The following is a 24,707-nucleotide window of genomic DNA, read 5'->3' as shown; positions in this document are numbered from 1 at the left end:
TGAGCATCGATTACTCAAATATCCTCGCCGCATGTCGAGGACCTGGCCCTTCGCCGGACGTGCCGAGCAGCTCGCGGATCTCAGGTCTTCCCGCACGGGGGTCGTGGTGCTCGGGCCCGCCGGCGCGGGCAAGAGCCGGCTCGTCGCCGAGGCCGTCCGCGATCACCAGGACGTCGCCTGGGTCAGGGCCACGACGGCGGCGGCCGAGCTGCCGCTGGGCGCGTTCGCGCACCTGCTTCCCGCCGCGCCGCCGTCCGCCAACCTGCTGAAATGGGCTTCCGACTCCATCTCCGCCGACGTGCTCGTGGTGGACGACGCGCACGCGCTCGACCCCGCCTCGGCCGCGCTCGTGCACTTCCTCGCCGCGCAGCGTTCGGTCCGGCTGTTCGTCACGGTCCGCGGCGGCGAGCGGCCGCCCGACGCCATCGTGGCGCTCTGGAAGGACGACCTGCTCCCGTGCCTCCCCCTGGACGCCCTGAGCCTGGACGAAACGGCCGAGGTCCTGGCCAGGGCCCTCGGGGGCAGGATCGAATCCGCGTCGCTCACCCGGCTCTGGCGCACCAGCCAGGGCAACCCCCTCTACCTTCGCGAACTCGTGCTTTCCGGAGTTCTCCGGGACGTCGGCGGGCTGTGGCTCTGGCACGGTCCGCTCCTGATGAGCACGACCATGCGCGAGACGATCGCCGCCCGGATCGGCGACCTGGCCACCGAGGAACGTTCCGCGCTGGAGCTCCTGGCTCATGGCGAGCCGCTCGGCGCCGACCTGCTGGCCTCGCTGAGCTCGGCCGCCGCGGTGGAGGGGCTCGAGGACCGGCAACTGGTGACCGTACAGGCAGAGGGGCGAAGGCTGCAGGTACGGCTGGCGCACCCGCTCTATGGCGAGGTCATCCGCGCCTCGAGCGGAACCCTGCGGACCAGGACGATCCTGCACACGCTGGCCGACGCCGTGTCCTCCTCCGGGCTCCGGCGGCGCGACGACGTGCTGCGCGTGGCCGTGTGGCGGCTCGACGCCGGCGACCCCGCGGATGCGTCGCTGCTCCTGCAGGCGTGTAGCTACGCCCGCGCGGTGCGCGACCTGCCGCTGGCGGAACGACTGGCCAGGGCGATCGGGGATTCCGGGGACGCGTGGCTGGCGCTGGCCAGCATCCTGTTCCTCCAGGACCGCTACGCCGAAGCCGAGGAGTTCTTCACCCGCGCCTGGACCGCGACGCTGGACCCGGTGCACCGGATGGAATGCGCGGCGATGGGGACGCTCAACCGCCTGTGGGGGCTGGGCCGCCACGACGTCTCGCTGCTCGACGAGGCCATGCGGCAGACGTCCGACCCCGACGAACGCCAGATCCTGCGCAGCTTCGTGGGCTCGCTCCACTACTACGTCGGCGATCTTGATGTGGCCGTCGCGGAGGTCGGCGCGGCCCGTCAGGAGACGCGGACGCTCAGCACCGCGGCCCTGGGGTCGGTGCTCACGATGGAGGGCCCGTTGCGCGTGGCCACCGGCGAGACCGACCGGGCGCTGGAGTGCGTCGCGGAGATCATGGCGATGCTGGACGAGGAGCCGCAGGCCAAGCCGAGCATCACCGGCCTCATCATCGACAACGGGGCGCTGGCAGCCGCGATGTCCGGGGACCTGGACGAGGCCGACCGTCTCACCGCGATGCTCTCCAGCGGGGACGAGTACGTCGGCTCGTGGAACCGGGTCATGCTGCAGGCCGGCGTACGGCGGGCGCACCTGCTGCGGCTGCGCGGCCGGCTTTCCGACGCGTTGAAGGCGGGCGACGAGGCCCTGGTCCGACTGCCCGCCGTACCGACCATCTACGCGGGCCCGTGCCTGGGCGAGATCGCCCATACCCACGCCCTGCTAGGCGACGCCGACGCCGCCGAGGCGGTCCTCGCGCGCGCCGCGGACCTGGCCCTGGCCACCGGGCCGTTAACCGACCTGCCGCTGGAGCAGGCCCGGGTGTGGACCATGGCGGCGCGCGGCGACCAGCAGGGCGCGATCGAGCGCGCGCTGGAGATCAGCCGCACGCCGTACAAGATGTTCTCGCTCTTCGCGCTCCACGACGTCGTCAGGCTCGGCCGCCCCGATCTGGTCGCGGACCGTCTCGCCGCCCTGCGGGTGGACGGCGTCCTGGCCCCGCTGTTCGCCCGTCACGCCGCCGCCCGCACGGCCTCCGACCTGCTGGCCGTCTCGGCGTCGTTCGCCGATCTCGGCTTCGTCCTCTACGCCGCGGAAGCGGCCGCCCAGGCCGCCGCCCGCTACCTGGAAGCCGGCGAACCACGCAAAGCCACCGGCGCCGAAACCCGCGCCTGGGCCCTCAGCCAGCGCTGCCAGGGTCCTCGCACCCCCGCCCTGGTCGGCCTCTCCCTGCCGGGCCTCACCCCACGCCAACGGGAAGTCGCCACCCTCGCGGCCCAGGGCCTCACCAACCGCGAAATAGCGGCCCGCCTCGTCCTTTCAGTCCGTACGGTCGCCAACACCCTCTACGCCGTCTACGAGAAAACCGGCACCCCCGACCGCAAAGCCCTCGCCGAGATCCTCGAATCCCTCAGCTGACCTCGTAGGGGACGACGACCACCTGGTCGGGGTCCTCGTAGATCACCCTGCCAGGGTCCCGTGACTCCAAGCGCACGCAGGAGATGTGGTGGGCGTCGAGGATCTCGAGGTATCCGGTCACGCGGTCGATGAGATGGCGGGCCGACGGCTTGAACCAGGCCGCCGCTCCGGGATTGAGGTCGCGATTGTAGACGGCGGGATCCACCATGGCCGGATCGGCGAAGTTGGCGTCGTACCAGGCGTTGTTCTCCAGCCTGAAGCGCTCCTCGGCGGGTGACAGCATCAGCTTGAAAGCGAGCTTGTTGACCAGGCTGAAAACACCCGGATAGTTCCCCCGCTTGTCCGGGACGGAACTCTGGAACCGTACATACACCGCCTCAGCCATCCAGCGCACGCCTTATCCCGGCCGCCAGAGCGGCAGCCTCTTCTGGGGTGTGCTCGACCACCCCGTTCTCCGCCATGAGGGCGTGATACTGCTGCTGCTCGTAGGGGACACCGGGTGGCAGGGCGGCGATGTGCCAGTGCAGGTGGGCGTTCCCCTGCTGGCTGCCCAGGGACAGCAGGTATGTCCGCTCGCAGGGCACGCTCGCCTCCAAGGCGAGGGCGACTCGGCGGACCACCTTCATGATCGCGGCGAAGGCGTCCTCGTCGAGGTCTCGGACGACGTGCTCGATGTGCGCTTTCGGGGCTGCGAGGACGTAGCCGGGTAGGGCCGCGAAGCGGGCCAGGAAGGCGATGTGGTCGTCGTCCTCGTAGACGATCTCTTCCGGTTGGCTGGGCTCTCCGTTGACGATCGCGCAGATGAAGCACGGTCCTGTGCGGGTACGGCGGGTGTAGGCCGCCACGTCGAATGGCACACGCTGGATCGCTCCGGTCATCTCGGTCATGCTACGCGGCCATGCGCAACTCTTGGGTTGCGCGTTGGGAGGTTGATGTGCAACTCTGGGGTTGCTTCAGAACGAGACAGTGAAGGAGATTCCTTATGAGCGAGGATCGGATCGAGCGCGAAACCCTGATCGAGGCTCCGCTGGAGCGGGTGTGGTCGCTGGTGGCCGAGCCCGGGTTCTGGGTGGCCGACGAGGAGAGCGTACGCGGCACCGTCGCCAGGGAAGGCGAGACGATGCTGGCCAAGAACCCCCAGTACGGCGACTTCCCGGTGCGCGTGGAGAAGGTCGAGCCGCCGACGTACCTGTCCTACCGCTGGGCCAGCGCCTTCCCTGGCCAGGACCTGCGGGAGGACAACACCACCCTGGTGGAGTTCACGCTGACCCAGGAGGGCGACAGGACGCGGCTGCGCGTCGTCGAGAGCGGGTTCGCCGCCCTCGCCGGGTCCGAGGAAATGCGGAGCCAGGCGCACAAGGACAACTCCGGCGGCTGGCCGGAGGTGCTCGACGCGCTCAGGACGCGCGCCGTACAGTCATCCGCTTGACATCCTCCGCCCGCCTGAAGGCGGGGGATTCCAACAACGACTACCCCACGAGGAGGAGGTCGCGTTGAGGTTCGCGGTGCACCGGCCCGGCAACCCGTGGCCCTTCCCGCGCAGACACGGCATGCCCTGCCGCGTGTTCGATGTTGCGGGCCGCGTTCACGTCGGCGTTGCAGGCGTATCCGCAGGACCGGCAGGCGAAGACGGCTTGGCTCTCGCGCGCCTTCGCATCCACGATCCCGCACGCCGAGCAACGCTGGCTCGTGTACGCGGGGCTGACCTTGACGACCCGGCCTGGGGCTTTGTCCTCCAACCGCTGGACGAGCTGTCCCCACGCCGCGGCGAGGATGCCGCGGTTGAGTCCGGCCTTGGCACTCACATTGCTCCCCGGCCGCTCGTTGGTACCCTTCGCGGACCGGGTCATGTTGCCGATCTTCAGGTCTTCGACCGCGATCACGTCGAAACGGCGGGCCAGGTCGGTGGAAGTCTTCTCCACCCAGTCCCTGCGCCGATCCACCTCACGCGCCATCAGCTTCGCGATCGCGGCCTTGGCCGTGGCGCGCCGATTGGAGCCGCGTCCGGCCCGGGCCAGCCTGCGCAACAACCGCAACAGGCGGCGCTTGTCGCTCCCGCGAAGACCCGGCGCCTTCAGCCTCTCGCCGGTGGACAGCGCCGCCGACACGGCCACGCCCCGGTCCACGCCCACCGCCTGGCCATTGCCGGGTCCGGGGATCATCTCCGGGATCGCGGCGAAGGCCACATGCCAGCGGCCCGCACGGTCGCGGGTGACCCGGAAGGACTTCACACCCTCAGGTACGGCGCGGGACCAGCGGAAGCGCACCCATCCCACCTTCGGGATCTTCACCTCGCCCACGTGGCGGGACAGGCGGCGCACGTCGCCCGCCTTGACCGCGACGATGCGGAACCCTTCGCCTTGGCCGCGCCTGCGCCAGGTCGGGCGTCGATGGGTGCCGCCGAAGAAGTTGGCCATGGCTTGGGCGAAGTCCTTCAACGCCTGCTGCTGCACGACGATCGACCCTGCTCGCAGCCAGGCGAACTCTGCCCGCGCCTGGGTCAGCTGGCGGCATTGCTCGGCGAACCCCGGCGCGCTCTTGCGGCCTGGCTTCCAATGCTGGTGCTGCTCGACGGCCAGGTTCCACACGTATCGGGCGTGCCCGCAATGCTCCAACAGCACCGCCTCTTGAACAGACGCGGGTTGGAGACGGTAGCGGGACACGCCCAGCAACCTACCGATCAACACCGACAAAACCGGGAGTCCATCGTGCCCCCGCCGTTCCGTGTTCCTCCCCGTCCTGAAGGGTGGGGCCTCCACGCTGTAGGCCTCCGGTGACGGACGAACGTCGCGGCTCAGCCGAGGGGGTCGACAGCGTCCTTGTCGCGCTGGCCGACCCGACGCGACGTCAACTGCTCGATCTGCTCGCCGCGCAGGGCGAGGTCACCGCGACGACGCTCGCGGCGCGACTTCCCGTCTCGCGGCAGGCGGTGGTCAAGCACCTCGCCGTCCTGGATGCCGCCGGCCTGGTCTCCGGCAGGCGGGTCGGACGCGAGGTGCGTTACGCGGTACGGCCGGCGGCGCTGGACACGACGGCCCGGTGGATGGCCACGCTCGCGGCCGACTGGGATCGCCGGCTGGAGAACATCAAGCGCGCCGCCGAGGCGCCGGAGCGGGATTCGCCCTAGCCCTTCCTTTTCACACGACGACGGCTGCCGCATGCGCGGATTCCCTTCCGCGCCGTGTCAGCGTGCTGTTCGTCTGGCTCGGCCTGCGCGGTACGGCGGGCCCCGCCGTACCGCTGCCGAAGGAATCCGGCCGCGCCCCGGCCACAACGCTCGAAGGCCCGAGCGGCCACCCTGCGGACACCGGCCCTTACCTTGCCGAAGCCACCGCAACCGCCACACCGCCCACAGGCCACGACGCCGTTTCATGAGGCCCCGGCGCCGAGCCCGTCCAGCAGTCGCGACCACTCGGCGCCGATCTGGTCGCGCTCGTAGAGCCGGGACGTGCGCAGCGCGTACCGTCCCATCCGCTCCCTGGCCGCCGGGTCGTCCATCAACCTGCCCAGCTCCTCCGCGAGCGCGGCGACGTCGCCGGGCGGTACCAGGATCCCGTCGTGTCCGTGGGTGAGCATCTCGCCCGGCCCGTACGGGCAGTCGAAGGCCACCACCGGCACGCCCTTGCTCAGCGCCTCCAGGATCGTCATCGGGAACCCCTCGTGCCGCGAGCTCAGCACGAAGATCGAGGCGGCGTCGAGGTCGGCGCCGATGTCGCGTGAGGCGCCGGGCAGGGTGACCGACCCGCCGATCCCGAGCTCGCCCACGAGCCGCAGCAGCTTCTCGCGCTGCGGCCCGGCGCCCACGACCCGCAGGCTCCAGTCCGGCCGCGTCGCCACGGCCTGCGCCCACGCGCGCAGCAGCATGTCGAACCCCTTCACCTTGGTCATCCGCCCGATCGCCACCACCGTCTTGGCGGTCAGCGGCGACGGCCCGCCTGGCAGCTCCGGGGTCGCGTTCGGAATCCGGGCCAGCAGCGGCGGCGCCTCCTCACCCAGCGCCGCCCGGTAGTCCTTGAGGTCGGCGTCCGTCAGGGTCACCAGCGCGCTGAGCCTGCCGTACCTCCTCTTGATCATCTTCTGTACGGCGGGCAGGATCGTGCCGTAGCCGACGTGTTCCTGCGAGACCGTCAGGACCCCGGGCGGCGCGAGCAGCGCGGCGGCCAGGCTCAGACCAGGACGCGTCGTGATCAGGACACCCCCGCGCAGACGCCGCATGAACCGCGCGAGCGCGACGTCGGTGCGCAGGTCGAAGCGGTCGTAGGCGGTCTCGTCGGGCGGGATGAGCTTGCTCGGGCCGCGAGGGGGCGTGCCGTCGAGCCGGTCGACCAGGTAGGAGACGCGGACCCCCGCGGGCACGGGGAAGAAGGGGCGCTCCTTGGTCCTGATGACGCTGACGATCTCCACGTCGCGCTCGGCCGCCAGGCTCTCGGCCAGGTTGAACACGGTGCGGATGGTGCCGCCCATGCCGTTGGCGTGCAGCAGCAGTATCTTGACCTGCCGCGTGTCTGGCGGCGCGGCGCGGAGCGAGCGGTACCTGTTGGCGGCGCGCAGTGCCGTGACCAGGAGCGATGCTGATGAGCCGAGCGTCATGGCCAGCACCGTAGGAGCGGGCGGGGAAGTGCCGTCTCAACGTTGGGTTAGCGCGGTGTTCACCGGCACGTGAAGCGGTCCGTCTAGAAAGCGTGCGACTGGTCGCCGATGTGCCCAAATAAAAATGATGAAAATTGAACCGACGTAATTCTTTGGCCGTCTCCGCGATGCTCGTCATCCAGAGACGCATCCTTGCGGTGATCCGTCCGTTAATCTGGTTCTTATGAGCCAGAGCAGGTCGGTATGACATCTGCGGGGATCAACCCGACCAGGCCCAGCATCGCTCGGGTGTACGACTACTGGTTGGGAGGCAAGGACAACTTCGCCTCCGATCGGGAGCTCGCTGACAAGATTGTCAAGCGTATGCCGCAGATTCCGGAAATGGCCCGTGCCAACCGCGACTGGATCATCCGCGCGGTCTCCTTGGCCGTCGAAAGCGGCGTGCGGCAGATTCTTGACGTGGGATGCGGCTTGCCCACCTCCGCCCCGGGGCTGCCCAACGTGCACGAGGTCGCCCAGTCGATCGCCCCGGACACGCGGGTGCTCTACATGGACAACGACCCGATCGTGCAGGCCCACGGCAGAGCCCTGCTGGCCACCAACGCGCACACCCAGCTGGAAGAGGGCGACCTGCGAGAGCTGGACAAGACGCTGGCCTCCCTGACCTTCCTCGACCTGTCCAAGCCCGTGCTGCTGTTGCTGGCGGCCGTGCTGCACTTCTTCCCCGACGCGGGGGAGCGCGAGCCGTACCAGCTGGTCCGCTCGATCATGGACCAGCTGCCCGCGGGCTCCTACCTGGCGATCACGCACGGGCAGGACACTCCCGAGACGCGCGCGGTGTCGGCGGACTACACCGTGGCGAGCGCCCAGCTGCGCGGCCCGGAGGAGGTGTCGGCGTTCTTCGCCGGGCTCGACCTGGTGGAGCCCGGGGTGGTGCGGCTGCACGAATGGCGGCCCAGGGAGGACAGCCCGTTCGACGAGCCCGTCGCGGTCCTGGGCGGCCTGGCCCGCAAGCCGTAACCGTCAGCGGGCCGGCTCGAACAGCTCGACCGGGTTGCCGGAGGGGTCGTCCACCAGGATCTGCCGCCCCGCCACGCCGGTGATGACGTCGCTGCGGAAACTCGCGCCCGCCGCCCGCAGCCGGGCGACCTCGGCGTCGATGTCGGCCACGGGCAGCGAGATCCGATTCCACCCACCCGGCTCGGGAACGCGCCCATCAGGCATCGCCTGCCCACCACCTCCCGGCCCACCCGGAGCCGACAGCGCCAGCCGCAGCGCACCGCGCGAGAGCATCGCGAACCCCGGCGCGGGATGCGTCACCACGGTGAACCCCAGGTGAGTGGTGTAGAACTCCAGCGCGGCCGCCACATCACGAACGATGTAGCGCACAAGAACGGTCTCCTCCATGGCCCTCTCCTACCCGTCGCACACGCTTCAGTCGATGATTACTGTTCGTTTTCGAGACGTGACGATACGTAAGTTCCTATGCTCGATGCAGCGGAGGTTCGGGCCCGATCACCGACGGGTCCGAGCCTCCCGTGTTTCGATGGCCACCTCGAGGGGTTTGGCGTGGTCAGCGAGGGCGGCGAAGAAGAGGTCGGGGTCGATGGCCGTTTCCGGCGGGCGGACTCCTGGCCGGACGGTGCCGTCGAGTAGGTGGGCCAGGCCCAGCGCGGCCGGGAGGCCGGTGGCCTCGGCCATGCCCTTCATCAGTTCGCCCGAGCCCGTCAGATGGGCGAGCACCGTGGTGGGGCGGTCGTTCCGCACTCCTGTGGCGGCGGCGAAGAACGCCGGCAGCGAGCCGGGTGCCTTGAACCTGGAGGCGCGGACGGCTGCCCGCATGGCGCGTCGCATCGTGGGCCTGGCCAGGTCGGCGGCGGCCGTCTCGTTGCTGAGCTTGCCGGCGTCGATGTCGTCGCGCAGCACGTCCAGGTAGGCCACGGTACCCGGGGTGATGACCATGAGGTTGGCCGAGTCGCCGGCCGGACGGTAGCTGCGCCGCAGGGTCACCGGTTCGGGGTGGCCGACGGTGTAGGCGGTGCCCTTACGTCCGCCGGGCAGATCGAGCGTCACGGGCTGGAGCGGTCGCCGCTGGACCAGCTCGCAACGGTGCACGACGGCGACCGTACCGCTGATCTGCTGCATCCAGTGCACGGCGGCCGCGATCGGGCGGCCGTCGGGACCGGTCAGGCCGGTGTCTTCGGCGCCGGAGCCCGGCACATCGACAGGCCAGGCGGTGTAGAGATCGGTCACGATTGAGAGGTCGCCTGTCGGGCTATTGGGCGGTGAGGAACTCCTTGCCGGCGTCGAGGATGCGTTCCGAGAGGTCGTCCCCGGCGCACGCCCTGGCCAGCGTCAACGCTCCCACCAGCATGGTCAGCTCGATGAGGAGCTCGCGCTCGCGGTCGGAGCCCTCCGCGGGACGCTCGCCGAGCTCGCCCAGCTTGTCGATCATGTTGCGCAGGCCGTCCAGATAGGCGTCCCGTAGCGGGCTCCCCGCCTCGGCGCGCGTCACGTCAGCGGCGAGCGCGGCGGTCGCGCACCCCTGGCCCGCGTTGTCCCGGTGCGTGACGGACAGGTAGTTCTCGATGAACTCCCGCCGTGCCGCCGGCTTGTCGTCGGTGGACTCGAGGATGCGCTCCATGAACCGCACGCGCTCGGCGAAGGCCGCCGCGCCGGCCTGTGCCAGGAGGTCGTCCTTCGAGCGGAAGTGCCGGTAGAAGCCGCCGTGGGTCAGCCCCGCCGCGGCCATCACCTCGGGCACGGTCACCCTGTCGGCCCCGTTCTCGCGCACCAGCGCCGAGGCCGCGTCCAGGACCTCCTGGCGATGCAGCTCCGCCTGGGCCCGGGATGCTCGCGGCATTCCATCCCCTTCCTTCGATCGGTGGCCTCAGTATTGCGAACAAATAGATGATGGACATAATCTATCTTGCATGGGGCGGCGCCGAGCGCCGTCACGGGAAGCATCTGGAGAAGACATGACAACCATCGAAGGTTCGGTCGCCTTGGTGACAGGCGGCCAGCGCGGTCTCGGCCGCGCATTCGTCCACGGGCTGCTGAGCCGCGGCGCGGCCAAGGTCTACGCGACCGCCCGCCGTACCGTGGAAAGCAACGATCCGCGCATCGTGCCGCTGACCCTGGACATCACCGACCCCGATGCCGTCGAGGCCGTGGCCGCCCAGGCCGGAGACGTCGGCATCGTCGTCAACAACGCGGGAGCCCTCTTCCCCGGGTCCCTGCTGAAGGCCGACATGGCGGACGTCGTCGCCACGTTCGAGACCAACGTGTTCGGCGCGCTGCGCGTCGCCCGCGCCTTCGCGCCGATCCTGGCCGCCAACGGCGGCGGCGCTCTCGTCGACATCCACTCGGCGCTGTCGTGGGGCGCCGGCGCGGCCGCCTACGGCGCGTCGAAGGCCGCGCTGTGGTCGCTGACGAACTCGCTCCGCATCGAACTGTCAGGCCAGCACACCCAGGTCGTGGGCGTACATCTGGGCTTCGCCGACACCGACATGGTCAAGGCCATGAAGGTCGACAAGCTCAGCCCCGAGCAGGTCGCCGATGCCGTTCTCCACGGCGTGGAGAAGGGCGAGAGCGAGGTCCTCGTCGACGAGGTGAGCCGGCGGATGAAGGCCGCGCTCGCCGGGCCGGTAGAAGGCCTCACGGTAACCATCGGCCGCTGATCCCGGAGGAGTCGCATCATGCCGCTCTGGCACATCTACCATCCGGTCGGCGCCTACTCCGACCAGGACAAACAAGAGTTCGCGCGGGACATCACCAAGTTCTACACCGGCGTGGGGCTGCCGGACTTCTACGTCGTCGCCCTCTTCCACGAGATCCCCGAGTCCTCGTTCTTCATCGGCGGGGAGCCGACGGGCAACACCGTACGAGTCGTCGTCGAGCACATCGCCCGCCACACCCAGGACCCGCACCTGCGCAAGCGTATGACCGAGGCGCTGAACGCCCTCATGCTCCGCTACACCAAGGACCGCGGCCTGCACTGGGAGTTCCACGTGGACGAGACCCCGCAGGACATGTGGATGATCGCCGGCCTCTGGCCGCCCGCCCCCGGCAGCGAAGCCGAGCAGGCCTGGGCTCGGGAGAACAGACCCATTCCCTGAATGCGGTTTCAGGGCAGCGCGCTTCGACCTGCTGACCGGTCGTCATCGTGCGAGGCGGATGCTGATCTGCGAGCCGACCTCCTGGAATCCGAGTGCTCGGGCGACTCGTCGCGAGGGCTCGGGGCGTGCCCTCCACTGCGGGAGCAGCTTGTTCGCCAGGGCATCCGCGACCGCCGCCGAGGCCACCCCGCGAGCCAGGCCACGTCCACGATGCTCGGGGCTGGTCAACACCGACATGTGTGCCGCGGTGTTCAGCCAGTCCCGGTATCCGGCCGCGGCGATCACCTTCGGCCCGCTGCGGAGGACGAACGCGGACGAGGTGATCTCCTCGAGACCGCTCTCGTCCGCGTCCTGCTTCTCGACCGAGGTCATCAGGTCGCGCAGGTCGTGATGGTCTGCGGGCAGGGCCTCGATCGCGTCGTCATGGGCAGCGGCGAAGTCCTCGGCGGCGAGGTAGGCCAGCGTGGCAGGCCCCAGGACGTCGGCGGCGTCCAGGCCTGCCGCGAGCCCCGCGAGATCTCCGGCATGCTCGAGCAGCGCGCCACGCAGCGGCTCGACCAGCTGAGGGTCTGGGACGGTGGCCAGAATCGCTCCGTCCAGCGCCACGACTCCCGCCCACCGCGGCGGACACAACCACGACTCCGGCGAAACCACCACGCTCACGTCTCCCCGCCTGGGGAACGTGACCGGCACCCGAGCCAACTTCGCCCACATCTCACGCGCACGATCCGGCATCCCTCGATGATCGCGGCCGCACGAGCCCGCGGCCAAGCGGATTTACCGCCGAAGGGGCTCGTCGAAGAGGGCGAGCTCGCTCGGGTCAGGGGCCTGGAAGGCCTGCGCCCACCGCTCCAGCGAGCGCTTGGAGATGGGCGCGCCGCCCTCCCTGCCACGGGCCTCCACGCGCCGCCACAGTTCGGCAAGGGGCACGTCCAGGTAGATCAGCTCGACCGCGGCGCCGAGCGCGCGAGCGCGGAGCCGCAGCTCCTCACGTTCGGCGCGAGCCCAGAAACCGAACTCCAAGATCACTTTCTGGCCGAGGGCCAGCAGGTGATAGGCGTGTTGCCGGAGGAGATCCTCCATGCGGTCACGCGCTTCCGTCTCGAAGAGATCGATGTCCAGCCCCGTCAGCCACTCGTCGGGACACAGCCGAACGGCGGGCAACTCGTCGGCCAGGCGCCTGGCCAGCGTGGTCTTCCCCGAACCCGGCAACCCGCACAACAAGATCAATCGACCCACACGGTTTCCCTTCATTCCCATGGTTCTACCGCCTTCCGGCCGCGCCGGGGAGCTGGCCGGGTTGCAGGCAGGTCGCGTCCGGGGCGGCGAGGCGGAGTTGCGCGTTGGACAGTAGGAGCCACGCCTGAGCCGAAGGCGAGGACAAGATCATGGCGTTTTCGGCCTTGTCGGTCGGGTCTTCATCAGCGCTGATAATCTTTTGATCATTCCGCGCTGAACAAAAGAAATACCGTCATGCGTTCGCGTGGAATTCCGAGTCGTGAATATTGAAAGGCGGCGTTATGCGTTTCTCCGCACTGGGACTCGTCACGGTGGTCACTGCCCTCGGCCTCGCCGCATGTGGTGGCGCCAGTGGCGTGGACAAGGCGAGCCTCCAGTAACGTCGCACCCGGCATCGGATCGCTCGATCGGCTGGGAGGTCGCGAGGATGACGGGTGAGGCGGTCCCCAGGGCACGCCGCGCGGCCGCGCTGGGATGGGATTACCTGCTGATCGTCGGCTGGCTGGTGATGCTGGCCGCGGCGTACCTCCTGGGGTTCAGACCACTGGCCGCCGTACCTCTGGTCGGGGCCGACCTGGTGATCGCCGGGATCACTGTGCTGCCCGTGTGGGCCTATCTGGTGGTGAGCGAGGCCGGCACGGCCCAGGCCACCTGGGGAAAGCGGCGCGCGAGGCTGATCGTGACGGCGGACGGCGGCAGGCCGGGGCCGTTACGGATCATGGTCCGCAACGCGGTGAAGCTGCTGCCGTGGCAGCTCGCCCATCTGGCCGTCCTGCGGTTCTGGACGATGGAAGGCGAGTCGGCGATCGCGGTGCCCGCGCTGGTGCTGGGCTACGTGCTGGTCGCTGTCACCCTGGCGCTCGCGCTGCTGCGTCGCGATCGGGCGGCACTGCACGACCTGGTGGCGGGCACCCGGGTGGTCGCGCGGGCCTAGCGAGGCTCTTTCAGCAGGTGCTTGCGCGATCTCCCCGCAAGGCCCATTCAGGACTCGCCCACCAGCCCCTCACCCAGCGGAGTGCGCTCGTACAGCACGCGATGTCCATGGCGGCGTGAGATCAACAGCCCGGCCTCGCGCAGGATCGTCAGGTGCGCCGAGACGGAGGAGGGCGCGAGGCCGTGCCGGTGCGCGAGGGTCGTCGTCGAGGCCGGCTCATCGAGTCCGCCCAGGATCGCCGCCCGGTTCGCGCCCAGCAGCCGGACGAGCGCACGCCCTGGCTCCGCGGCGGTCCACAGTCCCGCCATGCCACGCGCCGGATAGATCACCGTGGGCTGCCAGGGCGGGGCGAAACCGCTGACCACGTCCGGCCACACGAAGACGCTCGGCATCAGCAGCAGGCCACGGCCTTCGAGATCGCGTACGGGGCCGAAGGAACTCCTGAGCAGCAGGGCGCCCTCCGACCACCCCACCGTGGCGTGCAGGTCGACGAACAGGGCTGCCAGGCCGCCTTCGGCCAGCCTCCTTGATCGGTAGGCGATGTCGGCCTCCAGCAGGGCCCGCAACCGCGGCCAGTCCGGAGCGATCAGGGCATGCCAGACCCGCTCGGTGAGGTCGGCCAGCCGCTGTACGGCTCGCGGGGGGTCGTCGAGCATTTCCCGGCCGCGAGGGGACTCGGCGGCACCCGGCGTGCAGGCCAGGGATCGGGCCATCTCCTCGCGCGCCAGGACCGGATCCGTGGCCCGCAACCGCGCGAGCTCCTCCTCGAAACAGGCCGACGAGCCCTCCGGCGGCGGCCCGAGGAAATCAGGAACGTAGCCGCCGGGCCCGGGCATGAACAGCCACAGCTCGGACAGGTCCAGCCCGGCGACCGCCGACCGCATCCGCCGCAGCCACGGCTGGTGGTAGCCGTGCCGTACGGTGCGCCGCAGCATGCGGACGGCCTCGTGGGTCTCGCACAGAGGGGAGAACGCGAACCGGCACCGCAACAGATCGTCGGCGTCGAACCTCAGCTGCAGCGGCACGATCCCCCCGGGTGATTCGCCTGTATCCGAAAGATTAGAAGGCCGGCCGGCGGCTGTGCAGCCTGTCGTCATGTCATACCGAGCCGTGTTCGCGGTCCGCGAGTTCCGCGCCGTCTTCGCCGCGCACGCGATGTCGACCCTCGGGGTCATCGTCTCCGAGATCGCGCTGTCGGTCCTGATCTACCGGCTCACCGGCTCGCCCCTGCTCAGCGCGCTGACCTTCGCCTTCGGCCTGCTCCCTTACGTCCTGGGAGGCACGCTGCTGTCCTCCGTGGCCGACCGGTTCCCCGCACGGCGGGTGCTGGTCGGGTGCGACCTGCTGTGCGCGGCCTGCGCGGCCGTGATGACCGTGCCCGGCACGCCCGTCGCGCTGCTCCTCGCCCTGCGCGTCGTGACCGCCGCCGTCGCCCCGATCTTCCAGGGCACGCGGGCATCGACGCTCGGTGACATCCTGGGAGAGGGCGATCTGTTCGTCCTGGGCCGCTCGGTCATCCGGATCACCGGGCAGAGCGGGCAACTCGCGGGCTTCGCCTTGGGCGGGCTGCTCCTGAGCGTCGTGTCACCGCGCGTCGTCCTCATGATCACGGTGATCACCTTCCTCGGCTCGGCGCTGCTGCTCCGTTTCCGCACCCGCCGCCGCCCGGCCAGGGCCGGTACGGCCGGCGGCGGGCTGGTCCGCGACTCGATCTCCGGGATGCGGCTGCTCTTCGCCGACAGGCGGATCCGGTCGCTGCTCCTGCTGGGCTGGGTGCCGCCGATGTTCGCCGTCGTGTCTGAGGCTCTCCTGACGCCGTACGCTGACGGGCTCGCACTCGCGCCGGGCGGGCTCGGCGTGCTCATGTGCGGGATGCCGGTCGGGGCGATCCTGAGCGAAACCCTGGTGGGCTCGCTGCTCGGCCCGCGTGGCAGGGCGCGGCTGACGATGCCGGTGGCCGCCCTGGCGCTGGTGCCGTCCCTCGGGTACGCCTTCGAGCCCGCGTTCGGCTGGGCGCTGGTCTGCCAGATCCTGACCGGCTGCGGCATCGCCTACACCCTCGGCCTCGACCTGTGGTTCGTCGCCGCCGTGCCCGAGGAGCTGCGCGGCAGGGCGATGACGCTGATGACCGCCGGCCTCATGACAGCCCAGGGGGTGGGCATGGCCCTGGCGGGCACGCTCGCCGAGCTCCTCCCTGTCCACCAGGTCATCGCCGGTGGAGCCGCGCTCGGGGTCATGTGCGTGGCCGCGGTGCTCTGGCGCACACGTGCGGCCCTGCCTGAAGCTCTAGTGCGGCGCTCTGGCCTGTAGGAGGTTGGCCAGGAAGTACAGCAGGGCGGCTGAGGTGGTCGCCGAGGTGATCGCCTGCTCGTCCATCAGCTGCTGGATGTGCAGCACCGGCAGCCACTCGGCCTCTTCGGCGCCGGCCGGGGCGGCACCGGGGGACGCCTCGTGGGCGAGGAAGATCAGGTGGTCGCAGTCGGCGACGTCCTCGGCGGGGCGGATCCGGATCAACGGCAGCAGCGGCCCGGGCCGCCAGCCGGTCTGCTCCTCCAGGTGACGGGCGGCGGCCGCCTCGGGTTCCTCGTCAGGGCCGATCTCGCCGAGCGGGATCTCCCATCCCCACGTGTCGGTGACGAGGTGGTGCCGCCACAGGAGCAGGACGCGCCCGCCCTGGAAGGTCACCGCTCCCGCGGCCCGGGGCGTGCGGATGAAGGGCTGCTCCACGTGCTCACCGTCGGCCTGCGCGACGTCCACGACGCGAAGATCGGCCCCGTTCGCCGTGTAGAGCAGCCTTTCCGATCGTCGCATGGGATGCTCCTCACCGATTTTGCCGGGACTTGCTCTCCGAGAACGAGAATACGCAACGGGGCTCGGCCTGCCGGGGAAGAACGTCAGTGGGGAGGATTAGCCTGGGTGTGTCGTCCCGCCGGGGGCCGACGCCGGGCTTCGGCTCGGCCCCGATGTCATGGATGTCCCAGCGTTCGACCGAAGGGGAAGCGATCGTGGGGTCTTTCGCGGGCGGAGGGTTGCCCTCGGACGACATCGTCATCACGGCCCTGCGCGCGGGCGACGAGGAGATGTTCGCGGCGCTGCTCGACACCTGGTCCGGGGGCATGCTGCGGGTGGCCAGGTCGCACGTGTCCACCGACCACTCCGCGGAGGAGGTCGTCCAGGACACGTGGCTCGCGGTGATCGGCGGGATCGACCGCTTCGAAGGGCGCTCCTCTGTCAAGACCTGGGTGTACCGCATCCTGGTCAACACCGCGAAGAAACGCGGTGTGCGCGAGAGCCGCACACTCCCGTGGAGCGCCTTCGAACACGACGGCAATGACCTCGGCTCCCTCCAGGCGGGCGACTGGAAGGAGGTCCCCGCCGCATGGCCGACGCCCGAGGGCGAGGCGCTGGCCTCTGAGGTGCGCGGGCTGATCGCCGAAGCCCTGACCAGGCTGCCCCCTCGGCAGCGGATCGTGATCATCCTGCGTGACGTGGAGGGGTGTAGCTCCGATGAGGTGTGCGAGATCCTGGAGATCTCTCCGGCCAACCAGCGGGTCCTGCTGCATCGCGCCCGCGTGTTCGTGCGCGGCTGGCTGGCCGACTACTTCGAGTCCGTGAAGCAGCCAGAATAGTTCGAGGACTTCTGTCGGTCCGCTGCAGGGGCCACAATAGGTTAAACGGTTCATCTCGAGGCAATAAGGGGCGGTCACGTCGTGAAGCGGTTCAGATGCGACGAACTGGTGGAAGTCATCACCGCCTACCTTGAAGACGCCCTCGACCAGCCGGCGCGCGACGGTGTGCGGATGCACCTGGCCGCGTGCGAGGGGTGCGAGCGCTACTTCGAGCAGATCCGCACGACCATCACCATCGTCGGCGACCCGCCCCCGGAGAAGCTGCCCGCCGACGTGCGCGACCGGCTCCTGTCCGCCTTCAAGGAGCGCGTGCAGTCATAGCGCCCGCGGGAGCGCCTGACCGGATGGTCCCTGAGCGAAGCGATTCGAAAATCCGCGTGTAACGCTCGCGCGGCTCGTGGGTCTGTAGATCCATGAGCCACGCGAAGGGCAGACGATGATCGGGCTGACCGCAGCGGGCACGCCGCTTCGGGACGCCTCTGAGGTGGCGGATTTCGCGCGCCTCTGTTTCCTTCCCGTCACCGCGGACCGGGTGGGTGTCGAGCTGGAGTTCCTGGTCTTCGACAGCGCGGCGGCGGCCAGTCACATTCCGGTGGCCAGAGTCGAGCGGGCACTGCCCGCGTTGCCGGGCGGCAGCCGGGTGACGTTCGAGCCGGGCGGCCAGCTCGAACTGTCCAGCCCGGCTCGCACGCTGCCTGAGGCGCTGGCCGGTCTGGCCGACGACATGGCCGCCGTGCGAGCCGGCCTGCGCGCGGCGGGACTGACGCTCGCCGGAGTGGGTCTCGATCCGGTACGGCCGCCCCGCCGCCAGTTGCGCCAGCCCCGCTACGACGCCATGGCCGAGTTCCTCGGCGTGCCGTACGGGGCGCTGATGATGTGTTCGACCGCGTCCATCCAGGTCAACCTGGACCTGGGGGAGCGGCCGGAGAAGCGCTGGGAGCGGGCACACGTGCTGGGCCCGGTGCTGATGGCGGCCTTCGCCAACTCGCCGCTGAGCGGCGGCCGGCCGTGCGGCTGGATGTCGGGCCGCCAGGACGTCTGGGATCACCTCGACCGCACGAGGACCTCGCCCGTGCCCGCCTCCGGCGATCCGGCCGCTGACTGGGCCGAATACCTGCTGGATGCGCGGCTCATGCTGGTGCGCGAGGACGAGGACCGCTACCGCCCGGTCCGCGACGGCTCGACGTTCCGCGACTGGCTGACAGCCGGTGGCGAGCGCCGGCCCACCGCCGCGGACCTGGCCTATCACGCCACCACGCTCTTCCCGCCGGTACGGCCCCGCGGCTGGCTCGAGATCCGTTACCTCGACGCTCAGCACCCGGCGGCCTGGCCGGTGTGCGTGGCCGTGACGCACGCCCTCATCACCGACGACCGAGCCGCAGACGCCGCCCTGGCGGCCGCGGAGCCGTACCGGGAGCTGTGGACGGCGGCGGCGCGGTGCGGGCTGGCCGACCCGCGCCTCCGCCAGGCGGCCGAGACGTGCTTCCGCGCCGCGCTGGAGGCGCTGCCCAGCCTCGGCGTGGGCCCCGGCCTGGTGGGCGAGGTGGCCGCGTTCGCCGACCGGCACGTGACGAGCGGCCGGTCCCCGGCGGCCGACCTGATGGACCTGATGTCGGGACGGCGCGCCCCGACCTGGCTGAACGACGAGGGACACGGATGACCGACTTCAAGGAACGTATCGCCGCCGAGCTCATCGCGGTGCGCGACCGGTCGCTGACCTACACGGAGGCGGACGACGACCTGCTGGTTCGCCAGCACTCGCCGCTGATGTCGCCGCTGGTGTGGGACCTGGCGCACGTGGGCAACTACGAGGAGCTCTGGGTGCTGCGTGAGGCGGGCGGCATCGCCCCGCTCCGCCCCGAGATCGACGACATCTACGACGCGTTCAAGACCCCGCGCAAGGACCGCCCGAGCCTGCCCTTCCTGGGCCCGGCCGAGGCCCGCCGCTACATCGAGGGCGTGCGCGGGCGGGTGCTCGACGTCCTCGACAAGATCGACCTGGACGATCCCGCCCCGCTGCACCGCGACGGCTTCGTGTTCGGCCTGGTGATCCAGCACGAGCATCAGCACGACGAGACCATGCTCGCCACGCTGCAGCTGTCCGGGCAGCCCGGCCTGGTACGCGACGGCGACCTGCCGGCGGGCCGGAGCGCGGGCCCCGAAGAGGTGTTCGTGCCCGCGGGTCCCTTCTCCATGGGCACCGACACCCTGCCGTGGGCCTACGACAACGAACGGCCAGCGCACCGGGTGGACCTGCCCGCCTACTGGATCGATCGGCTCCCCGTCGGCAACCGCGCCTACGCCGCGTTCATCGAGGAAGGCGGCTACGAGGACCCGCGTTGGTGGTCCGCGGAGGGCTGGCAGTGGAGGCAGCGAAGCGGAGTCTTCGCCCCCCTGTTCTGGGCCAGGGACGGCGACGCCTGGTCGCGCACCCGCTTCGGCCGCACCGAGCCCGTCCCCATGGACGAGCCGGTCCAGCACGTGTCCTGGTACGAGGCGGACGCCTACGCGCGGTGGGCAGGCAAACGGCTGCCCACCGAGGCCGAGTGGGAGAAGGCCTGCGGCTGGGACGCTCGAAGCGAGAGGGCGCACCGATACCCATGGGGCGAGCAGGCCCCCACCTCCGACCGGGCGAACCTCGGCCACCGCGCCGCCCACCCCGCGCCGCTGGGCGCCTACCCCACAGGGGCCAGCGCGTACGGCGCCGAGCAGATGGTGGGTGACGTGTGGGAATGGACCGCCTCCTGGTTCCAGCCCTATCCCGGCTTCCGCAGCTTCCCCTACAAGGAGTACAGCGAGGTGTTCTTCGGCCAGGAGTACCGGGTGCTGCGCGGCGGCTCCTGGGCGGCCGACCCGGCGGCGGTGCGGACCACGTTCAGGAACTGGGACTACCCGATCCGCCGGCAGATCTTCACCGGCTTCCGCTGCGCCCGCTCGGCCGGGAACTGAGATGTGCAGGCACGCGGCCTGGCTCGGCGCCACCCGTCCGCTCACCCGGCTCATCCACGAGCCCGAGTACGGCCTGCTCAAGCAGTCGTACGCGCCCCGGCGCCAGCGATTCGGCACGGTCAACGCCGACGGCTACGGCATGGGCTGGTACGACCCGGTGCGGGCCGAGCCGGTGCGGTACCGCCGTGCCGTACCCATCTGGACCGACGCCAACCTGCCGGCGCTCGCGCAGGTCGCCCGCTCGACCTGCCTGCTGGCGGCCGTGCGGTCGGCCACCGTGGGCATGCCGATCGAGGAGAGCGCCACGGCGCCGTTCACCGACGGGAGGTGGTTGCTCAGCCACAACGGGCGCGTCATCAGGGACGCGCTGCGGGATCTCGCCGACGATCTGCCCGATCGCGCGGACAGCGCGTGCGACGCCGCCTGGGTCGCCGCCGCCGTGTTCCTGCGCGCGCGGGCCGGATCCGGCCTGGGCGAGGCGCTGACCGAGGTCGTCGTCCGTGCCGGGGAGAAGGACCCCGGTGCCCGCCTGAACCTGCTCGCCTGCGACGGCGCGTCGATCGCCGCGACCGTCTGGGGCGACACGCTCTTCTACCACCGACTCCACGACGGCGTGCTCGTGGCGAGCGAGCCACTCGACGACCTGCCCGGCTGGCGGGCCGTACCCGAGCGCAGCCTGCTGACCGTCACTCACGATCACGTGCGCGTCCAGCCGTTGTGATCTCATCCCAGGAGGCACTGTGCCCGTCAGCCTGTCGACCGTACACGTGATCAACCATCTTGATCGCGACTATCTGCGCCAGGCGCTCGAACACGATGTCAGGGTTGGCCTGACATCGTCGCCCAAATGGTTGCCGCCCAAGTGGTTCTACGACGCCGCCGGCAGCGAGCTGTTCTCCCGCATCACCCGCCTGCCCGAGTACTACCCGACCCGGCGCGAGCTGGCCATCCTGCGGGCGCGGGCCGCGGACCTGGCGGCGGCCAGCGGCGCGGACACCCTGGTCGAGCTGGGCTCGGGCACCAGCGAGAAGACGGTACTGCTGCTGGACGCGCTCGCCGCGATGGGCACGTTGCGCGCCTACACGCCGGTGGACGTGGACGGAGTCACCCTCGGGGCAGCGGCGCAGCGGCTGGCCAGGCGTTTCCCCGGGCTGGCCGTACGGGCGGTGTGCGCGGACTTCGAGCGTCATCTCGCGTTGCTGCCGCGGACCGGGCGCAGGATGGTGGCCTTCCTCGGCGGCACGATCGGGAACCTCGAACCCGCCGCCCGCGAGATTTTCCTGAAGGAACTGCGCCTCACGCTCCGGCCCGGGGACACGTTCCTGCTCGGAGCCGACCTGGTGAAGGACGTGGATCGGCTGGTGGCGGCCTATGACGACGCGGCCGGGGTGACGGCCGCCTTCAACAGGAACGTGCTGCGAGTGATCAACCGGGCGCTGGACGCGGACTTCGAACCGGAGGCGTTCGAGCACGTGGCGCTGTACGACCCGCGCCACGACTGGATCGAGATGCGGCTGCGCGCGAGCCGGGACATGCGCGTGCGGATCGGCGGACTCGATCTGGACGTCGACTTCGGCGCGGGGGAGGAGATGCGGACCGAGATCAGCGCCAAGTTCCAGCCGGACAGGCTCCGGGAGGAGCTCGCCGCCGCCGGGTTCGAGGTGCGCCGCCGCTACACCGACCCCGCGGGAGACTTCACCCTGGTCCTGGCCGGGGTGTGAGCGCCGTCGGCGGGGCCTGGCAGGTCGCGCGGAGCGTGGCGCCGCCCGGACACCTCGACGCGGCCGGCTGCAACGTGCCCAGCGACCGGGTGCTCGACGCGGTCGTGGCGCACCTGCGGCTGGAACGCGAGCGCGGCGGCTACGTGGCCGTCCCGGACCTCACGGCCGCCAGGTCGGCGCTGGCCGCGCTGGTCGGCGCCGGTTCCGAGGACGTGGCGTTCCTGGAGAGCGGCACCGCGGCGATGGCGGCCCTGCTGGGCGGGTGGCGGCTCGCGCCCGGCAGCCGCGTCGGCGTCACGCGCTCCGAGTACGGCAGCACGCTGATGCTGCTGCGCCGCCTGGCCTGGGACCTCGTCGAACTACCGGTGGACGGCGACGCCCGCCTCGACCTGGGCGGGCTGCGGGCCGAGCTGGCGGCCGGGCTGGATCTGGTGATCGTCTCGCACCTCGGCTCCCATCGCGGCGTCGTCCAGCCGGCCAGGGAGATCGGGACGCTGTGCCGTACGGCAGGCGTTCCGTTCGTGCTGGACGTCTGTCAGTCGCTCGGGCACGTGGAGGTACGCGGGGCGGGCGCGAGCGCGTACGTGGGGACCTCGCGCAAGTGGCTGGCCGGGCCGCGCGGCGTCGGGTTCCTGATCGTGCCCGGCCTCGCGGCCGACATGGACGCCGCCGCCCCCACCCTGGGCGGGCACGCCTGGGACGGCCCGGGGCCGCTGGTGCCGCTGCCCGGCGCGGCCCGTTACGAGACCTCGGAGGGGGCGATCGCGGCCCGGATCGGGCTCGGCGTGGCCGCGCTCGAACACCACGCGCTCGGCTCGTCCGCGGTCCACGCGCACCTTGCCGACCTGGGCCGTACGGCACGCCGCCTGCTCGACGGGGTCGGGGGCTGGCGCGTGGCCGAGCCGCTCGACGAGCCCTCCGCCCTCGTCACCCTCAATCCCCCGCCGGGAGACACGCCCGAGAAGGCCGCCGCTCGGGCGGCCGCGGCGTCCCTGCTGGTCAACGTCGTGCCGACTGCCCGAGCGCCGCTGGACCTGCGCGAGCCCGTGCTCAGGGTCTCGCCGCCGCCCGGCACGCCTCTGGAGACGCTGGACGCCCTGGCCCGAGTACTCGCCGACCGGCGCTGATCTATGAGCGTTTTACCTGATCATCCTGGGTGTGGGGTGATCCGGAGGCCCGGTTGGCGAGAGACTGGAGGGAGTGAGGTGGTGATCGTCATGATCAGTCTCAGCAGACGCGCGGCGCTCGTGAGCGCGCTCGCGGCCACGTTGACGGCCGCCGCGGCATGTGGGTCCGGGCCACCCAGTTCCCAGCCCGCCTACTCGGCTCCGCCTGCCGCCGGCCAGGTGAAGGGCATCCAGGTCCCGGTGAGTCTGGCCGAGTTCAACATCGTCTTCTCCAAGCCGAACCTGGCTCCTGGCACGTACACGTTCGTGCTGAAGAACGTGGGGAGGACGACGCATGCGCTGACGATCAACGGTCCCGGGGTCGACAACCAGACCTCACAGCAGGTCCCCAGCGGAGGCACCACCAATTTCACCGTCAAGCTTCAATCGGGGACGTACGACGTGTGGTGCCCCATCGACGGCCACCGAGACCAGGGCATGGAGACCAACCTGACGGTGAAGTGATCATCAGCTCGGCAGGTGGATGGTCACGCATCCGGGACCCTGCTTCGAGGTGATGTCCTGGCATTGCGGCGGCCGTTGTCCTGACTCGGATCTGTGCTCGTGCCACGTCAGGATGGCGATATGGGTCGCGTTTGCCGGAGGCCTGAAGGGCACCACCACAGTCTGTTCTATCGCTCCGCGGTCGTTGGGGCGGAGATAGGCCAACGTCATGTTGTCCAGCACGTCCAGGGTTCCCTTCGCGTTCTTGGCGAGGGCCTGTACGGTCCAGGCGACGTGGTCCTCCTGCCGGACACCGTCGGCGCGCACGGTGAAGCTCAAGGTCATGTCGTTGCGCTGGGCCGCATCCAGCTTGACCATGGTCAGCGTCGGCCGCCCGTTGCCCATCGCCTCGCTGGCCACGGTCATGACGCCGAGCACCAGCCCGAGCAGATACAGTGCCATGCCGGTGCCAAGCAGGGTCCCCTCCAGCAGGTTTCCCCTTTTCGTGGCCGGCGTGAAGAATGCCGTGACGCTGCATATCGTGGCGATGATGGCCCCCATGAAGGCCAGCGTCATCGCCGTACTCTGATTGTTGAAGGCGACCAGGGCCCTGTCGTTGGCGATGCCGAATATCGCCAGCAGTCCGGCTACCCCGGCGATCGCTCCGGTCAGGGTCTTGGCCACGTCGTCGAGCCGACGATCCAGAACTTCGTGGTCAATCATGTGGTGGCTCTAATCCCGCGGGAAGTCTCGAGTCCCAGATACCCCACGGCTCACCATACGAATCGAGAGGGCCTGGGCGGGGAAGGCGGAGGTTCGCCGTCTTCCCCGCCGGCCCAGGACGGTCAGACCGCTGCCCAGAGCTGGGCCTTGTTGTTCAGCCCTGGGGAGCAGGGGAAGATCTTGACGAAGGTGTCGAAGGTGTCCAGGCAGCTACCGGATGCCAGGACCGAGCGGATCTGGTTGAACCCGGAACCCTTGACGAACGGCACCCCGCCCAGGGTGAACCACTTGATGCCGGGGTTGGAGTCGGCGCACTCCCGCTCCACCACCTGAGCGCCGAAGTCCGCCGTGTCGACCGCCACACACAGCAGGGTCAGGGGATTGCGCAGGACGAAGGTGTCCCCAGCGAGCGGGATGATGTCCCACCGCTGCTCGTTGACGTCGTGGCAGGTGAAACGCTGAAGCCGGGCACCGGGGACGAAGATGTTGTCCTGCGTCCGGATATCGAGGCACTTGCTCTGTTCGGCCTCCTTGATGTGGACAGGGGAGGCCGCCTGGGCGGCTCCGGGGACGAACCAGACGGCCGCCGCGATCGCCACCGCACCCATCGCGCCCGCGATCCTGCGTAGATGTCTCATGC

Annotated in this window: 29 protein-coding genes; 16 read left to right on the top strand and 13 right to left on the bottom strand. The window is 70.3% G+C overall.

Annotated elements, in window-relative coordinates; genetic code table 11:
• Window positions 1-31: 31 nt before the first annotated feature.
• On the top strand, window positions 32-2,554 hold the full coding sequence (locus ACIBHX_RS30520) for a LuxR C-terminal-related transcriptional regulator (protein WP_397070764.1): 2,523 nt from the start codon (window positions 32-34) through the stop codon (window positions 2,552-2,554).
• On the opposite strand, the gene ACIBHX_RS30515 is transcribed toward ACIBHX_RS30520, so the two are convergent.
• On the bottom strand, window positions 2,547-2,939 hold the full coding sequence (locus ACIBHX_RS30515) for a hypothetical protein (protein WP_397070763.1): 393 nt from the start codon (window positions 2,937-2,939) through the stop codon (window positions 2,547-2,549). The genes ACIBHX_RS30520 and ACIBHX_RS30515 overlap by 8 nt on opposite strands.
• A complete protein-coding gene (locus tag ACIBHX_RS30510) occupies window positions 2,932-3,432 on the bottom strand; it encodes an HIT family protein (protein ID WP_397070762.1) in 501 nt (166 codons plus the stop codon). The genes ACIBHX_RS30515 and ACIBHX_RS30510 overlap by 8 nt, the downstream gene beginning before the upstream one ends.
• 104 nt (window positions 3,433-3,536) lie before the next feature.
• On the opposite strand from ACIBHX_RS30510, the gene ACIBHX_RS30505 reads away from it, so the two are divergent.
• Window positions 3,537-3,983: an SRPBCC domain-containing protein gene (locus ACIBHX_RS30505; protein WP_397070761.1), complete on the top strand. Its 447-nt coding sequence runs from the start codon at window positions 3,537-3,539 to the stop codon at window positions 3,981-3,983.
• Between the two features lie 40 nt (window positions 3,984-4,023).
• Here the strand turns inward: ACIBHX_RS30505 and ACIBHX_RS30500 are convergent, their stop codons facing one another.
• Complete coding sequence (locus ACIBHX_RS30500; protein ID WP_397070760.1) at window positions 4,024-5,217, bottom strand: RNA-guided endonuclease InsQ/TnpB family protein; 1,194 nt, start codon at window positions 5,215-5,217, stop codon at window positions 4,024-4,026.
• 110 nt (window positions 5,218-5,327) lie between these two features.
• Here ACIBHX_RS30500 and ACIBHX_RS30495 point away from each other — a divergent pair, with 110 nt between their 5' ends.
• A complete protein-coding gene (locus tag ACIBHX_RS30495; protein ID WP_397070759.1) occupies window positions 5,328-5,681 on the top strand; it encodes an ArsR/SmtB family transcription factor in 354 nt (117 codons plus the stop codon).
• 242 nt (window positions 5,682-5,923) lie between these two features.
• On the opposite strand, the gene ACIBHX_RS30490 is transcribed toward ACIBHX_RS30495, so the two are convergent.
• A complete protein-coding gene (locus ACIBHX_RS30490) occupies window positions 5,924-7,144 on the bottom strand; it encodes a glycosyltransferase family 4 protein (protein WP_397070758.1) in 1,221 nt (406 codons plus the stop codon).
• Window positions 7,145-7,387: 243 nt separating this feature from the next.
• On the opposite strand from ACIBHX_RS30490, the gene ACIBHX_RS30485 reads away from it, so the two are divergent.
• The gene (locus tag ACIBHX_RS30485; protein WP_397070757.1) at window positions 7,388-8,164 is read left to right on the top strand and encodes an SAM-dependent methyltransferase; all 777 of its coding nucleotides are present in this window, start codon (window positions 7,388-7,390) and stop codon (window positions 8,162-8,164) included.
• A gap of 3 nt (window positions 8,165-8,167) precedes the next feature.
• Here the strand turns inward: ACIBHX_RS30485 and ACIBHX_RS30480 are convergent, their stop codons facing one another.
• The 3 genes from ACIBHX_RS30480 to ACIBHX_RS30470 form a co-directional block, all read right to left on the bottom strand.
• Window positions 8,168-8,551 carry a VOC family protein gene (locus ACIBHX_RS30480; protein WP_397070756.1) on the bottom strand — a complete coding sequence of 128 codons (384 nt, stop codon included), beginning with the start codon at window positions 8,549-8,551 and terminating at the stop codon, window positions 8,168-8,170.
• 108 nt (window positions 8,552-8,659) lie between these two features.
• Entirely contained in the window at window positions 8,660-9,397 is a 738-nt protein-coding gene (locus ACIBHX_RS30475; RefSeq protein WP_397070755.1) for a hypothetical protein, read from the bottom strand.
• A 22-nt stretch (window positions 9,398-9,419) separates the two neighbouring features.
• Entirely contained in the window at window positions 9,420-10,007 is a 588-nt protein-coding gene (locus ACIBHX_RS30470) for a TetR/AcrR family transcriptional regulator (protein WP_397070754.1), read from the bottom strand.
• 115 nt (window positions 10,008-10,122) lie between these two features.
• Here ACIBHX_RS30470 and ACIBHX_RS30465 point away from each other — a divergent pair, with 115 nt between their 5' ends.
• Window positions 10,123-10,824 (top strand): SDR family oxidoreductase, encoded by a 702-nt coding sequence (locus ACIBHX_RS30465; protein WP_397070753.1) that lies wholly within the window; start codon window positions 10,123-10,125, stop codon window positions 10,822-10,824.
• A gap of 18 nt (window positions 10,825-10,842) precedes the next feature.
• Window positions 10,843-11,262, top strand: a complete 420-nt coding sequence (locus ACIBHX_RS30460) for a tautomerase family protein (RefSeq protein ID WP_397070752.1) — start codon at window positions 10,843-10,845, stop codon at window positions 11,260-11,262.
• 42 nt (window positions 11,263-11,304) lie between these two features.
• Here the strand turns inward: ACIBHX_RS30460 and ACIBHX_RS30455 are convergent, their stop codons facing one another.
• Complete coding sequence (locus ACIBHX_RS30455; RefSeq protein ID WP_397070751.1) at window positions 11,305-11,925, bottom strand: GNAT family N-acetyltransferase; 621 nt, start codon at window positions 11,923-11,925, stop codon at window positions 11,305-11,307.
• Window positions 11,926-12,039: 114 nt separating this feature from the next.
• Window positions 12,040-12,501, bottom strand: a complete 462-nt coding sequence (locus tag ACIBHX_RS30450) for an AAA family ATPase (RefSeq protein WP_397070750.1) — start codon at window positions 12,499-12,501, stop codon at window positions 12,040-12,042.
• 427 nt (window positions 12,502-12,928) lie between these two features.
• On the opposite strand from ACIBHX_RS30450, the gene ACIBHX_RS30445 reads away from it, so the two are divergent.
• The gene (locus tag ACIBHX_RS30445; RefSeq protein WP_397070749.1) at window positions 12,929-13,435 is read left to right on the top strand and encodes an RDD family protein; all 507 of its coding nucleotides are present in this window, start codon (window positions 12,929-12,931) and stop codon (window positions 13,433-13,435) included.
• A 47-nt stretch (window positions 13,436-13,482) separates the two neighbouring features.
• Here ACIBHX_RS30445 and ACIBHX_RS30440 read toward each other — a convergent pair whose 3' ends face one another.
• Complete coding sequence (locus tag ACIBHX_RS30440; RefSeq protein ID WP_397070747.1) at window positions 13,483-14,460, bottom strand: DUF5937 family protein; 978 nt, start codon at window positions 14,458-14,460, stop codon at window positions 13,483-13,485.
• A gap of 70 nt (window positions 14,461-14,530) precedes the next feature.
• Here ACIBHX_RS30440 and ACIBHX_RS30435 point away from each other — a divergent pair, with 70 nt between their 5' ends.
• Window positions 14,531-15,745, top strand: a complete 1,215-nt coding sequence (locus tag ACIBHX_RS30435; protein WP_397070746.1) for an MFS transporter — start codon at window positions 14,531-14,533, stop codon at window positions 15,743-15,745.
• On the opposite strand, the gene ACIBHX_RS30430 is transcribed toward ACIBHX_RS30435, so the two are convergent.
• Window positions 15,722-16,246: an NUDIX domain-containing protein gene (locus ACIBHX_RS30430; protein WP_397070745.1), complete on the bottom strand. Its 525-nt coding sequence runs from the start codon at window positions 16,244-16,246 to the stop codon at window positions 15,722-15,724. The genes ACIBHX_RS30435 and ACIBHX_RS30430 overlap by 24 nt on opposite strands.
• Window positions 16,247-16,440: 194 nt before the next feature.
• On the opposite strand from ACIBHX_RS30430, the gene ACIBHX_RS30425 reads away from it, so the two are divergent.
• From ACIBHX_RS30425 to ACIBHX_RS30390, 8 genes are all read left to right on the top strand, one after another.
• Window positions 16,441-17,064 carry an RNA polymerase sigma factor gene (locus ACIBHX_RS30425; RefSeq protein WP_397070744.1) on the top strand — a complete coding sequence of 208 codons (624 nt, stop codon included), beginning with the start codon at window positions 16,441-16,443 and terminating at the stop codon, window positions 17,062-17,064.
• Window positions 17,065-17,145: 81 nt separating this feature from the next.
• Window positions 17,146-17,385, top strand: coding sequence for an anti-sigma factor family protein (locus ACIBHX_RS30420; protein WP_397070743.1), 240 nt, complete (start codon window positions 17,146-17,148; stop codon window positions 17,383-17,385).
• 115 nt (window positions 17,386-17,500) lie between these two features.
• Window positions 17,501-18,724, top strand: coding sequence for an ergothioneine biosynthesis glutamate--cysteine ligase EgtA (egtA, locus tag ACIBHX_RS30415; RefSeq protein ID WP_397070741.1), 1,224 nt, complete (start codon window positions 17,501-17,503; stop codon window positions 18,722-18,724).
• Entirely contained in the window at window positions 18,721-20,013 is a 1,293-nt protein-coding gene (gene egtB / locus ACIBHX_RS30410) for an ergothioneine biosynthesis protein EgtB (protein WP_397070740.1), read from the top strand. Before egtA ends, egtB begins: the two co-directional genes overlap by 4 nt.
• Before the next feature lies 1 nt (window position 20,014).
• Window positions 20,015-20,734 carry an ergothioneine biosynthesis protein EgtC gene (gene egtC / locus ACIBHX_RS30405; protein WP_397070739.1) on the top strand — a complete coding sequence of 240 codons (720 nt, stop codon included), beginning with the start codon at window positions 20,015-20,017 and terminating at the stop codon, window positions 20,732-20,734.
• Window positions 20,735-20,753: 19 nt separating this feature from the next.
• Complete coding sequence (gene egtD / locus ACIBHX_RS30400) at window positions 20,754-21,734, top strand: L-histidine N(alpha)-methyltransferase (RefSeq protein ID WP_397070738.1); 981 nt, start codon at window positions 20,754-20,756, stop codon at window positions 21,732-21,734.
• Complete coding sequence (egtE, locus tag ACIBHX_RS30395) at window positions 21,731-22,861, top strand: ergothioneine biosynthesis PLP-dependent enzyme EgtE (RefSeq protein WP_397070737.1); 1,131 nt, start codon at window positions 21,731-21,733, stop codon at window positions 22,859-22,861. Before egtD ends, egtE begins: the two co-directional genes overlap by 4 nt.
• 90 nt (window positions 22,862-22,951) lie before the next feature.
• A complete protein-coding gene (locus ACIBHX_RS30390) occupies window positions 22,952-23,365 on the top strand; it encodes a hypothetical protein (RefSeq protein WP_397070736.1) in 414 nt (137 codons plus the stop codon).
• A gap of 3 nt (window positions 23,366-23,368) precedes the next feature.
• Here the strand turns inward: ACIBHX_RS30390 and ACIBHX_RS30385 are convergent, their stop codons facing one another.
• Together ACIBHX_RS30385 and ACIBHX_RS30380 are read right to left on the bottom strand one after the other, a co-directional pair.
• A complete protein-coding gene (locus tag ACIBHX_RS30385; protein WP_397070735.1) occupies window positions 23,369-24,067 on the bottom strand; it encodes a hypothetical protein in 699 nt (232 codons plus the stop codon).
• Window positions 24,068-24,189: 122 nt separating this feature from the next.
• Window positions 24,190-24,705 carry an RICIN domain-containing protein gene (locus ACIBHX_RS30380; protein WP_397070734.1) on the bottom strand — a complete coding sequence of 172 codons (516 nt, stop codon included), beginning with the start codon at window positions 24,703-24,705 and terminating at the stop codon, window positions 24,190-24,192.
• Window positions 24,706-24,707 lie beyond the last annotated feature (2 nt).

Origin of the sequence: Nonomuraea sp. NPDC050536 (assembly GCF_044457685.1) — a bacterium.
In the GTDB taxonomy this organism is placed as follows: domain Bacteria; phylum Actinomycetota; class Actinomycetes; order Streptosporangiales; family Streptosporangiaceae; genus Nonomuraea.
Note: the sequence above shows the minus strand (reverse complement) of the source record. Positions and strands in the feature narration are given on the sequence as shown.

Bases quoted from the DNA above. Each gene is read 5' to 3' on its own strand.
- ACIBHX_RS30480 (WP_397070756.1), bottom strand. From the start codon at position 8,551: ATGGAGGAGACCGTTCTTGTGCGCTACATCGTTCGTGATGTGGCGGCC.
- ACIBHX_RS30390 (WP_397070736.1), top strand. From the start codon at position 22,952: ATGATCAGTCTCAGCAGACGCGCGGCGCTCGTGAGCGCGCTCGCGGCC.
- ACIBHX_RS30435 (WP_397070746.1), top strand. From the start codon at position 14,531: ATGTCATACCGAGCCGTGTTCGCGGTCCGCGAGTTCCGCGCCGTCTTC.
- egtA (WP_397070741.1), top strand. From the start codon at position 17,501: ATGATCGGGCTGACCGCAGCGGGCACGCCGCTTCGGGACGCCTCTGAG.
- ACIBHX_RS30465 (WP_397070753.1), top strand. From the start codon at position 10,123: ATGACAACCATCGAAGGTTCGGTCGCCTTGGTGACAGGCGGCCAGCGC.
- ACIBHX_RS30510 (WP_397070762.1), bottom strand. From the start codon at position 3,432: ATGACCGGAGCGATCCAGCGTGTGCCATTCGACGTGGCGGCCTACACC.
- ACIBHX_RS30380 (WP_397070734.1), bottom strand. From the start codon at position 24,705: ATGAGACATCTACGCAGGATCGCGGGCGCGATGGGTGCGGTGGCGATC.
- ACIBHX_RS30490 (WP_397070758.1), bottom strand. From the start codon at position 7,144: ATGACGCTCGGCTCATCAGCATCGCTCCTGGTCACGGCACTGCGCGCC.
- ACIBHX_RS30515 (WP_397070763.1), bottom strand. From the start codon at position 2,939: ATGGCTGAGGCGGTGTATGTACGGTTCCAGAGTTCCGTCCCGGACAAG.
- ACIBHX_RS30485 (WP_397070757.1), top strand. From the start codon at position 7,388: ATGACATCTGCGGGGATCAACCCGACCAGGCCCAGCATCGCTCGGGTG.
- ACIBHX_RS30520 (WP_397070764.1), top strand. From the start codon at position 32: ATGTCGAGGACCTGGCCCTTCGCCGGACGTGCCGAGCAGCTCGCGGAT.
- ACIBHX_RS30445 (WP_397070749.1), top strand. From the start codon at position 12,929: ATGACGGGTGAGGCGGTCCCCAGGGCACGCCGCGCGGCCGCGCTGGGA.
- egtB (WP_397070740.1), top strand. From the start codon at position 18,721: ATGACCGACTTCAAGGAACGTATCGCCGCCGAGCTCATCGCGGTGCGC.
- ACIBHX_RS30505 (WP_397070761.1), top strand. From the start codon at position 3,537: ATGAGCGAGGATCGGATCGAGCGCGAAACCCTGATCGAGGCTCCGCTG.
- egtC (WP_397070739.1), top strand. From the start codon at position 20,015: ATGTGCAGGCACGCGGCCTGGCTCGGCGCCACCCGTCCGCTCACCCGG.
- ACIBHX_RS30460 (WP_397070752.1), top strand. From the start codon at position 10,843: ATGCCGCTCTGGCACATCTACCATCCGGTCGGCGCCTACTCCGACCAG.
- ACIBHX_RS30470 (WP_397070754.1), bottom strand. From the start codon at position 10,007: ATGCCGCGAGCATCCCGGGCCCAGGCGGAGCTGCATCGCCAGGAGGTC.
- ACIBHX_RS30430 (WP_397070745.1), bottom strand. From the start codon at position 16,246: ATGCGACGATCGGAAAGGCTGCTCTACACGGCGAACGGGGCCGATCTT.
- ACIBHX_RS30385 (WP_397070735.1), bottom strand. From the start codon at position 24,067: ATGATTGACCACGAAGTTCTGGATCGTCGGCTCGACGACGTGGCCAAG.